The organism is Rhizobium sp. S163 (assembly GCF_030380805.1).
Lineage (GTDB): Bacteria > Pseudomonadota > Alphaproteobacteria > Rhizobiales > Rhizobiaceae > Rhizobium.
This window is the reverse complement of record NZ_JAUDSA010000018.1, coordinates 1198250-1208781: the sequence shown is the minus strand read 5'-3', so window position 1 is coordinate 1208781 and position 10532 is coordinate 1198250. Positions and strand designations below refer to the sequence as shown.

The window sequence follows — 10532 nt, the reverse complement described above, 5'->3', positions numbered from 1 at the left end:
CATATTGACCTCCAATTCAAAGTTTCGATCGGATCCGGGTTTTCGCCGTTTTGGCAGCGTTCCCTGCCCCGTCACCGTGTTTCAAGAAGTCGGACGATCAACCGCCCTCGCTTCCGAAGTTGAAAATACAAGACCCGGCCTGTCACGCAATCACCAACTTGTGCGATTGGGGGATTTACGACAGCCTTCCGTATGCGCTGTTGCTGAAAGGTCACAAATACGACATGCGGCCATTCCGTTTCTTTATACTTCGTTAAGAAAGCCCTGGTTTTGCGGGGGTTTAGTGCCAAGCGACAGCACGGCGGAACCCGGCGATGTGCCACATTGGTACCGTTTTCCGGCCGGATTCGGTGGGATAGCCAAGGATTTTAGCAGGCGAACAAATAAGCCGCGTGACAGATCGGCGAATACGGCTGGTGGAATCGCTTGTGAAGCGTCGGATGATTCTCAAAGCGATTCTACGCGGTGCTGTCATCGTCGTGTCATGTCGATGATGACAAGGTCCGCCGCGCGCAAAGACGCGCTCGCATGAACACATATGTTCGATGCAAAAATCACTGAAATGTCTGCTTGGAAAATCGCTGGGCTAGGGAGCGGCAACAGTGTGTCCGGATCGGACATTGGGATGATGGCGGAGAAGATGGGATTCGAACCCACGATACCCTCTCGGGTATACTCCCTTAGCAGGGGAGCGCCTTCGACCACTCGGCCACCTCTCCGGTCGAAAGCCTGATAGAGTCATTCGCTGGGGGACGCAAGCGCTTTTTCGGCTTTGCCCCTGAAGAAAAGCCGGCTTATTTCTAAGCCAGCAATTGCTTCAGATCCGCAGACCCATCGGCGAGGATGGACTTGTCGGGGTTTATGCCAAGTTCCAGCATCTTCTTGCCGCTGACATAGGCCTTGGCATCATTGATCGCATCGACGGCGATGAACTTGCCGGATTTGAAGTACCAGATCGAATGCGCGCCTTCGCGAGCGCCGGGGCGCAGAAGCGTTTCGTCGTAGCCGAGATTGAAACCGGCGATCTGGAGTTTCACATCATATTGATCGGACCAGAACCAGGGCTTCGGCTCATAGGGTGCGCTGCCGCCGGCGATGACGGCGGCGGCCGCGTCGGCCTGGTCGACGGCGTTCTGCACCGATTCGAGACGGATGCGCCCACCCTGCCAGGGAAGAGCCGCGCAATCGCCGGCCGCAAAGATCGACGGGTCGGAGGTGCGCGCGAATTCATCGACGACGATGCCATTCGCGACTTCGAGGCCCGATTCCTTGGCGAGCTGGTCGTTCGGCGTAACGCCGATGCCGACGATGGCAAAATCGATGTCGATGATCGAGCCGTCGGAGAGTTCGGCGCCGACGAGCTTGCCGTCGCGGCCGATCAGATGCTTGAGGCCGGTCTTTTCGCGAATCTGCACGTCATGCTCTTCGTGGATGACGCGCATGATATCCGCCGTCTCCTTGGCGGCGACGCGCTGGAGAATGCGGTCGGCCATTTCGATGACCGTGACTTCAAGGCCCAAATGCCGCGCAACGGCGGCAGCCTCGAGGCCGATATAACCGCCGCCTATAATAAGGACGCGGCGGCCGGGGCGCATTTCGGCGGCCAGAAGATCGGCATCGCGCTTGTCGCGGGCGACATAAACACCCTCGAGATCGCCACCGATCGCGGCCGGCAGGCCACGCGGCGTCGAGCCCGTCGTCAGCGCCAGTGTGCCGTAGTCGATGGTGGAGCCATCCTGGAGGACGACCTGCTTCTTGTCGCGCTTGATCTGCTCGACCCATGTGGAGAGGCGAATCTCGACATCGTTGTCGGTGAACCACTGCTCGGGGCGAAACAGCAGGCGGTCGAAGCTCATTTGGCCGAGCAGGTACTTCTTGGTGAGCGGCGGGCGCTGGTAAGGCAGCACATCCTCGGCGCCAAGAATGGTGATGGGCCTGGTATCCTTGAGCGCGCGCAGCTTGGCCGCCATTGCAAAGCCTGCCTGACCTGCGCCGATAATCACCAATCTGTCCGTCACGATATCACTCCCGCATTCACTGTATCGAGCAAAGGCCTATCCCCTGCCCCTTGCGTCGTCAACCGGAGCGGAGCGCCGTCAGGCGATCTCGATCCAGCGGCGCTGGTGATAGGACTCTGCCATGGCGTGAACAGACTTTTCTATCCTAAGACCGTCTTCGAATGTGACGATCACCGACGGCTCACCGGAAATCGCACGAATGAGTTCGCGGCATTCGATGATCTTCAGATCGTTGAAGCCGAGGCCGTGGCCCGGCGCGGGGATGAACCGGTCATAGGGATGGTGGGCGGGGGCGGCCAGGATCTTGCGGAAGCCCTGCTCGCTGCCGCGACCATCGGCCTGGTAGAGCTCGAATTCATTCATGCGCTCCTGATCGAAGGTGATCGCACCTTTCGAGCCGAATATCTGCAGGACTATGCGCCCCTTTCGACCCCAGGCGGCGCGGTTGGCCATCAACACGGCGGAGATGCCGCCGCCAAGACGCATCAGCACGTTGGCCGCGTCGTGATTCTCGACCGGTCGCCGACCACCGTCCTTCATGGGGCGATCGGCATAGGGCTTGACCATGTCGGTCACCACGGCCTCGACATGACCGAAGAGATACCAAAGCAAGGACAGGGGGTGCACCGCGAAATCGTCGAGCGCGCCGTAGCCGGCGGACAATTCGCTCTTCCAATAGAAGAGTGCATCCGGATCGGCCATGAAGTCCTCGTCCATCTCGACGCGGATATGATTGACCTGGCCGATGGCGCCCTCGCCGATCAGCGCCTTGATGTGGCGGATAATAGGGTTCTGGATATAGTTGTAGCCGAGCACGGCCACCTTGCCGGCGCGCCTTGCGGCATCCAGCATGCGCTCGGCATCAGCAAAGGTCGGCGCCATCGGCTTTTCACACCAGACGTGCTTGCCCGCTTCAAGCGCCGCAATCGCCATTTCGGGATGGAATTGGTTCGGTGTGGTGACCGAGACGACATCGACATCGGGGTCGGCGATCAACTGGCGCCAGTCTGCGGTCGCCTTTTCAAAGCCGAATTCCGAGGCGCGCGCATCGGCAAGGTCCTTGTTCGCCTCGGCGAGATGCACGAGGCGGGGACGCTCGACATCGCCGAAGACGGTCTTGACCGCATTCCATGCAAGCGCATGGCACTTGCCCATATAGCCCGTGCCGATCAAGCCGACGCCCAGTGACTTCATGATATCCTCCCGCTCCGATCATGATTTTGGAATGCTTGGACCATTTTGACAAGACGGGCTGGCGAGCCAAGAAGCGGGTGAAAGCCATCAAACAGCGGAAATGGCTCGATATTCCCAGAATAAAAAACAAATATGCCGGGGAATGGAAATCATCTATGGTCGGGAAACTGGAATATACGTTTCATTTTCGGATCAGCACATGGACAACGACCCCAAGGCCCCCTCCCGCGTTCCCAGGGATTTCGAGAGCCTGCGCAGCACGATCATCGAGCGCAAGGCGACCATGCCGAAGCGGCTGGCGCAGGTCGCGGCCTTTGCGCTGGCCAATCCCGACGAGATCGCCTTCGGCACGACGGCAAGCATCGCGTCTGCTTCCGAGGTTCAGCCATCGACGCTGGTGCGGCTTGCACATCACCTGGGATATGAGGGCTTTTCGGACCTGCAGAGCATTTTTCGCGAGCGGCTTCGCGACCGGACGCTGACTTACGAAGAGCGGCTGGTGACGCTGGAGCAATCGGGTGGCGAGGACGAGGACGCCAATCTGCTTTCCGGCTTCATTTCGGCCGCCGGTCAATCCATCAACCGGCTGGCGGCGACCGTTCAGTCGGAGACTTTCAGCAAGGCCGTCGATATTCTGGCGGCGGCCGATACCATTTATCTGATCGCCAAGCGCCGCTCCTATCCGCTGACAGCGCATATGAGTTACGCCTTCTCGAAGCTCAATATCCGCCACCAGATCGTCGCGTCCCCCAATGGGGTCGATGCCGAGACCGTCCAGTTCGCAACGCCGAAGGATGCGGCGATCGCGGCGAGTTTTTCGCCCTATGCCGCAGAGAGCCTCGGCCAGGCGGAGATGTTGAAGGAGCGCGGCGTGCCGGTTGTCGTCATCACCGATTCGGCGTTCTCGCCACTCGCCACCAGCGCCGCCTGCTGGTTCGAAGTGGCGGAGGCCGACTTTGCCGGCTTCCGTTCGCTTTCGGCCTCGATGGCGCTGACCATGGCGCTGCCGGTGGCGATCGCCGAGCGGCGGCGAAAGCTGGGGCAGCCAAAATCCAAAAAAGCAAAAATGGAATAAACATTCTGAATTGACATTAAATCGGAACCGATGTTTCATCGATTGATATCACCGGCGGACATCCACGCCGGATTGAAAATGATCGGGAGGACATGATGGCAGAACCAAATCCGGGCACACAGCCGGGGCTGTCGCTTGATGTGATCACCATCGGCCGCTCGTCGGTCGATCTCTATGGCCAGCAGATCGGTTCCAAACTCGAAAACATCGCATCCTTCGCCAAGTCTGTCGGCGGCTGCCCGGCGAATATCGCAATCGGCACGGCGCGCCTCGGCCTGAAGTCGGGCTTGATCACCCGCGTCGGCGATGAGCAGATGGGCCGTTTCATTCGCGAGCAATCGGCACGTGAGGGCGTTTCGACAGACGGCATCGTCACCGACAAGGAGCGCCTGACGGCGCTGGTGCTTCTGGCAGTGGAGGCCGAAGGCGTGTCGCCGATGATCTTTTATCGCTCCGACTGCGCCGACATGGCGCTTGAGGAAGGCGATATCGACGAGACCTATATAAAGTCCTCGCGCGCGGTGCTGGTATCGGGAACGCATTTCTCGCGGCCGAACACGGAAGCTGCGCAGCGCAAGGCGATCCGTATCGCCAAGGCCAACGGCCGCAAGGTGATCTTCGACATTGATTATCGCCCGAACCTATGGGGTCTTGCCGGCCATGCGGAAGGGTTTGAGCGCTATGTGAAGTCGGACCGCGTATCTTCGAAGATGAAGGAGACGCTGCCGGATTGCGATCTCATCATCGGTACGGAGGAGGAAATCCTGATCGCATCCGGTGCCGACGACGTGCTTGGCGCACTGAAGGAGATTCGTCGCCTGTCGCCTGCGACCATCGTCTTGAAGCGTGGCGCGATGGGCTGCATCGTCTATGACGGGCCGATCTCGGACGATCTCGAAGCCGGCATCGTCGGCGAAGGTTTCCCGATCGAGGTGTTCAACGTGCTCGGCGCCGGCGATGCCTTCATGTCCGGCTTCCTGCGGGGATGGCTGAAGGACGAGCCGCTGAAGACCTGCGCCACCTGGGCGAATGCCTGCGGTGCCTTCGCGGTGTCCCGCCTGCTCTGCTCGCCGGAATATCCGACATGGGCGGAACTCGATTTCTTCCTGAAGAACGGCAGCAAGCATCGGGCGCTGCGCAAGGACGAGGCGATCAACCACATTCACTGGGCCTCGAACCGCAAGGGCGACATCCCCCTGCTCATGGCGCTCGCCATCGATCATCGCTCGCAGCTTACAAGCGTCTGCGACGAACTCGGTGTCGACTACAAGCAGATCGTCGCTTTCAAGCGGCTGGCGGTGGAAGCTGCCGCGCGTGTCGCCGATGGCCGCAGCGGCTATGGGATGCTGATCGACGAGCGCTTCGGGCGCGATGCCTTCTTCGACGCGGCGACCAAGAGTTTCGCCTGGATCGGGCGGCCGGTCGAGCTGCCCGGCTCTAAGCCGCTGCGCTTCGAGTTCAGCCAGGATATCGGCTCGCAGCTTGTCGAATGGCCGCTCGATCATTGCATCAAGTGCCTGTGCTTCTATCATCCCGACGATCCGGCGGAGCTGAAGAGCGAACAGCAGGAGAAGCTGCGGACGCTATTCGAGGCTGCACGCAAGGTGGGCCGCGAGCTTTTGGTCGAGATCATCGCCAGCAAGAACGGGCCGCTCACCGACGACACCATCTCGACGGCGATGGAAGAGCTCTATGCGCTCGGCATCAAGCCGGATTGGTGGAAGCTGGAACCGCAGGCATCGAGCGCGGCGTGGAAGAAGATCGACGCCGTCATCGCAAAGAACGACCCATGGTGCCGCGGCATCGTGCTGCTCGGGCTGGAGGCGCCGGCGGACGAGCTGGTGAAGGGCTTCGAGGCGACGCTGGCAGCACCTTCGGTCAAGGGCTTTGCCGTGGGACGCACGATTTTTTCGGAGGCGGCGCGGGCCTGGCTGTCGGGCACGATCAATGACGAGCAGGCGATATCGGATATGGCCGGACGCTTCCGTGAACTGACCAAGGCGTGGTTGAAAACACGCGGGCTCGGTTCTTAATTACGAATAGACCCCTCCCCAACCCCTCCCCACAAGGGGGCGGGGCTTTAACTTGGGGCACCGCCTGCTTCAACTCTCATCGTCTCCGAGGACGAGACGTTGAAAGGTCATGAGGCGAGAGCCACAGGTTAGCCCCTCCCCCTTGTGGGGAGGGGTTGGGGAGGGGAAAAACGGATACGAGAATTGCGGGAGGAGCCCTATGGGCAAGACTGTACGATTGACGATGGCGCAGGCCATCACCCACTTTCTGAAGAAACAGATGACCGTCATCGACGGCAAGACGGTGCCGATCTTCGGCGGCGTCTGGGCGATCTTCGGCCATGGCAATGTCGCCGGCATCGGCGAAGCGCTCTATCAGGTGCGCGGCGAGCTGCCGACGTATCGAGCGCATAACGAGCAAGGCATGGCGCATGCGGCGATTGCCTATGCCAAGGCGAGCTTCCGCCAGCGCTTCATGGCCTGCACGACATCGATCGGCCCCGGCGCGCTCAACATGGTGACGGCGGCGGGCGTGGCGCATGTCAACCGCATTCCCGTGCTCTTCCTGCCCGGCGACGTCTTCGCCAACCGCGCGCCGGATCCGGTGCTGCAGCAGATCGAGGATTTTGGCGACGGCACGGTTTCGGCCAACGACGCCTTCCGTCCGGTCTCGCGCTATTTCGACCGTATCACCCGGCCGGAACAGATCATTTCGGCGCTGAAGCGCGCCATGCAGGTGCTGACCGATCCTTATGATTGCGGCCCGGTGACACTGTCGCTTTGCCAGGATGTTCAGGCGGAAGCCTTCGACTATCCGGAGAGCTTCTTCGAGGAGCGCATCTGGACCACGCGGCGCCCTCGCCCCGATGCGGACGAACTGGCGAACGCCATCGCGCTGATCAAGAAATCCGAAAAGCCCGTGATTATCGCCGGCGGCGGTGTGCTCTATTCGCAGGCGACGAAGGAACTCACGGATTTCGCGGATGCGCATGGCATTCCCGTTGTCGTCACGCAGGCCGGCAAGTCGGCGATCGACGAGCGGCATCCGCTGGCGCTCGGCTCGGTCGGGGTCACCGGCACATCGGCGGCCAACGCGATCGCCGAGGAGACAGACCTGTTGATTGCCGTCGGCACGCGCTGCCAGGACTTCACCACCGGTTCGTGGGCGCTTTTCAAGAATGAGAAGCTCTCCATCCTCGGCCTCAACATCGCTGCCTACGACGCCGTCAAGCATGACGGGCTTCCCCTGGTGGCGGATGCGCGCGAAGGGTTGAAGGCGATCTCCGCGGGTCTCTCGGGCTGGAAGGCTCCGGCTGCTCTGGCGGCGAAGGCCGAGAAGGAAAAGAAGATCTGGATGGAAGCCGCCGCCAAGGCGATGGCGACCACAAACGCTGCGCTGCCCTCCGACGCCCAGGTGATCGGCGCGGTCACACGCACCATCGGCGGCGAGAATGCGATCGCGCTTTGCGCGGCGGGCGGCCTGCCTGGCGAACTGCACAAGCTGTGGCCGGCCACCGTGCCCGGCAGCTACCACATGGAATATGGCTTCTCCTGCATGGGCTACGAGATCGCGGGCGGCCTCGGCGCCAAGATGGCGCATCCCGACAAGGATGTCGTCGTCATGGTCGGCGACGGCTCCTACATGATGCTGAACTCCGAGCTCGCGACCTCGGTGATGCTGGGCCTCAAGCTCAACATCGTGCTCCTAGATAACCGCGGCTACGGCTGCATCAACCGGCTGCAGATGGGCACCGGCGGCGCGAACTTCAACAACCTCTTGAAGGACTCCTATCACGAGGTGATGCCTGACATCGACTTCCGCGCGCATGCCGAAAGCATGGGGGCGATCGCGGTCAAGGTGTCTTCGATCGCCGAGCTTGAGCAGGCGATCATCGATTCGAAGAAGAACGACCGGACCTCGGTGTTCGTCATCGATACGGATCCGTTGATCACGACTGAGGCCGGCGGGCACTGGTGGGATGTGGCTGTGCCGGAGGTCAGTTCGCGCGAGGAGGTCAACAAGGCGCGCGCCAATTACGTGAAGGCGCGAGAGGCGCAGCGGATTGGGTGACGCTTAACAGACATTAGAGTGCGGCGCCCCCTCATCCGGCTGCCGCCACCTTCTCCCCGTTGGGGAGAAGAGATTCGTGGTGGGCGCTCGCTTCATCTTCCCTTCTCCCCAGCGGGGAGAAGGTGCCCGTAGGGTTCAGGTGCAACAAGTTGCACCTGGGATGAGGGCGCCGCGCTCGCCGATTTTAGAGAATGACGAGGAGAAACAACAATGAAAGCCAAACTTGGCATGTCGCCCATCGCGTGGTGGAACGACGATCTTCCTGAGCTCAGCGACGACGTATCGCTTGAGGAATGCCTGCGCCAATCGCGCGGCGCCGGCTTTACCGGCATGGAACAGGGACGCCGGTTCCCGAATAATCCGCGGGAAATGCTGCCGATCCTGAAGGCCGCCGACGTGACGCTGTGCGGGGGATGGTTTTCCGGCACGCTCGTCGACGAGGAGCTTGCGGCCAACAAGGATCGCATCCAGCCAATGATCGAGCTCTTCAAGGCGGTCAATGCGCCCTGCATCGTCTATGGCGAGGTCGGCCGCTCGATCCAGGGCGACCGTTCCAAGCCGCTTGCCACCAAGCCGAAACTCTCCGACGACGAGATGAAGGCCTATGCCCGCAAGGTCACGCAGTTTGGCGAATGGTGTGCCGAACAGGGCATGCCGCTCTCCTATCACCATCACATGGCGGCGGTGGTCGAGACCGAGCCGGAGCTCGACGCCTTCATGCGCAACTCGGGCGCCGGCATTCCGCTGCTGCTCGACGCCGGCCACCTCGCCTTTGCCGGCGGCGACGTGCTGCGCGCGATCGACAATCACCACGCCCGCATCAACCACGTCCACGTCAAGGACATCCGCAAGGCGGTGGTCGACGGGCTCGACCGCAGTAAGCAGTCCTTCCTCGATGCGGTGGCGCTCGGCGCCTTCACGGTTCCGGGGGACGGGTCTCTCGATTTCGGCGCGATCGTGAAGCGTTTCGCGGATTACGGCTATGAGGGCTGGTTCGTCGTCGAGGCCGAGCAGGACCCACGCAAGGCGCCGCCGCAGAAAATGGCGGAGATCGGTCACGCCGAGCTGATGCGGGTGATGACGGCTGCCGGGTATACGGTGGAGACGGAAGGGTTTCCGAAGGGGGCTTAAGGGCCTCAGGGCGAAAACACTTGAGAACGCTGGAGCAATTGGCCCCCTCATCCGGCTGCCGCCACCTTCTCCCCGCTGGGGAGAAGAGACTCGTAGCGGGCAGCTCGCTCAACCTCCCCTTCTCCCCAACGGGGAGAAGGTGGCCCGAAGGGTCGGATGAGGGGGCCGCACCCACAAAGATATCGAGGAGAAACGAATGCCAAAGCTCAAAGTCAAACCAACAGGCACGCACGGCCGCGTCACCCATGTGACGCCCGAGAGCGCCGGCTGGACCTATGTCGGCTTCGACATGCACCGGCTGACGCCCGGCGAGACCGTGTCCGGCGAAACCGGCGAACGAGAAGTGTGCCTCGTCTGGGTGAGCGGCAAGGGCAAGGCCAGCGCCGGCACCAGGGATTTCGGCACGCTCGGCGAGCGGATGAGCCCGTTCGATGGGGCACCGCATGCGCTTTATATCCCGATGGAATCGGCATGGTCGGTGACGGCAGAGACCGATCTGGAGCTGGCGGTCTGCTCGGCGCCGGGCGGCGGTGCCTATGAGGCGAAGGCGATCCCGCCGGGCACGCATCCGGCGCTGACGCGCGGCAAGGGTACCAATGTGCGCTACGTCAACAACATCATGCCCGAGGATGACGCATCGGCCTATTCGCTGCTCGTCGTCGAGGTGATCACGCCGGGCGGGCATACCTCCTCCTACCCGCCGCACAAGCACGACCAGGACAACCTGCCGAACGAGAGCTTCCTCGAGGAAACCTATTACCACCGCCTGAACCCACCACAGGGTTTCGGCTTCCAGCGCGTCTATACCGACGACCGATCGCTGGACGAGGCGATGGTGCTTGAGGATGGCGACGTGACGCTGGTGCCGAAGGGGTATCACCCCTGCGCTGCCACGCACGGCTACGATCTCTACTATCTCAACGTGATGGCCGGGCCGAAGCGTGTCTGGAAGTTCTACAACGCGCCGGAGCATGAATGGCTGCTCAAGGCCTGAGACCGCAAGCATGACAACAAAAGCCGCGCCTCGACAG

7 protein-coding genes, 1 tRNA gene and 1 pseudogene are annotated in these 10532 nt (G+C 61.6%); 5 read left to right on the top strand and 4 right to left on the bottom strand.

Translation table 11 applies throughout. The features are described 5' to 3' along the window. Nucleotides 1–629: 629 nt before the first annotated feature. The 3 genes from QTL96_RS21650 to QTL96_RS21640 all read right to left on the bottom strand — a co-directional run bounded on the left by QTL96_RS21650 (nucleotide 630) and on the right by QTL96_RS21640 (nucleotide 3212). Nucleotides 630–719 (bottom strand) — tRNA-Ser (locus QTL96_RS21650). An 81-nt stretch (nucleotides 720–800) separates the two neighbouring features. After that, the gene (locus QTL96_RS21645; protein WP_289729128.1) at nucleotides 801–2018 is read right to left on the bottom strand and encodes an FAD-dependent oxidoreductase; all 1218 of its coding nucleotides are present in this window, start codon (nucleotides 2016–2018) and stop codon (nucleotides 801–803) included. A 78-nt stretch (nucleotides 2019–2096) separates the two neighbouring features. Next, the gene (locus QTL96_RS21640; RefSeq protein ID WP_289729127.1) at nucleotides 2097–3212 is read right to left on the bottom strand and encodes a Gfo/Idh/MocA family oxidoreductase; all 1116 of its coding nucleotides are present in this window, start codon (nucleotides 3210–3212) and stop codon (nucleotides 2097–2099) included. 199 nt (nucleotides 3213–3411) lie between these two features. On the opposite strand from QTL96_RS21640, the gene QTL96_RS21635 reads away from it, so the two are divergent. The 4 genes from QTL96_RS21635 (at nucleotide 3412) to iolE (ending at nucleotide 9501) form a co-directional block, all read left to right on the top strand. After that, nucleotides 3412–4287, top strand: a complete 876-nt coding sequence (locus QTL96_RS21635) for a MurR/RpiR family transcriptional regulator (protein WP_289729126.1) — start codon at nucleotides 3412–3414, stop codon at nucleotides 4285–4287. Nucleotides 4288–4382: 95 nt separating this feature from the next. Then, complete coding sequence (gene iolC / locus QTL96_RS21630; RefSeq protein ID WP_289729125.1) at nucleotides 4383–6320, top strand: 5-dehydro-2-deoxygluconokinase; 1938 nt, start codon at nucleotides 4383–4385, stop codon at nucleotides 6318–6320. Nucleotides 6321–6519: 199 nt separating this feature from the next. Beyond that, a complete protein-coding gene (iolD, locus tag QTL96_RS21625; protein ID WP_289729124.1) occupies nucleotides 6520–8370 on the top strand; it encodes a 3D-(3,5/4)-trihydroxycyclohexane-1,2-dione acylhydrolase (decyclizing) in 1851 nt (616 codons plus the stop codon). A 210-nt stretch (nucleotides 8371–8580) separates the two neighbouring features. Next, the gene (gene iolE, locus QTL96_RS21620; RefSeq protein ID WP_289729123.1) at nucleotides 8581–9501 is read left to right on the top strand and encodes a myo-inosose-2 dehydratase; all 921 of its coding nucleotides are present in this window, start codon (nucleotides 8581–8583) and stop codon (nucleotides 9499–9501) included. Between the two features lie 40 nt (nucleotides 9502–9541). On the opposite strand, the pseudogene QTL96_RS21615 reads toward iolE, so the two are convergent. Further along, nucleotides 9542–9748, bottom strand: a pseudogene (locus QTL96_RS21615) (hypothetical protein); the annotation flags it as partial. Here QTL96_RS21615 and iolB point away from each other — a divergent pair. Beyond that, nucleotides 9698–10495 carry a 5-deoxy-glucuronate isomerase gene (gene iolB / locus QTL96_RS21610; protein ID WP_289729122.1) on the top strand — a complete coding sequence of 266 codons (798 nt, stop codon included), beginning with the start codon at nucleotides 9698–9700 and terminating at the stop codon, nucleotides 10493–10495. The pseudogene QTL96_RS21615 and the gene iolB overlap by 51 nt on opposite strands. The last annotated feature ends 37 nt before the right edge of the window (nucleotides 10496–10532 follow it).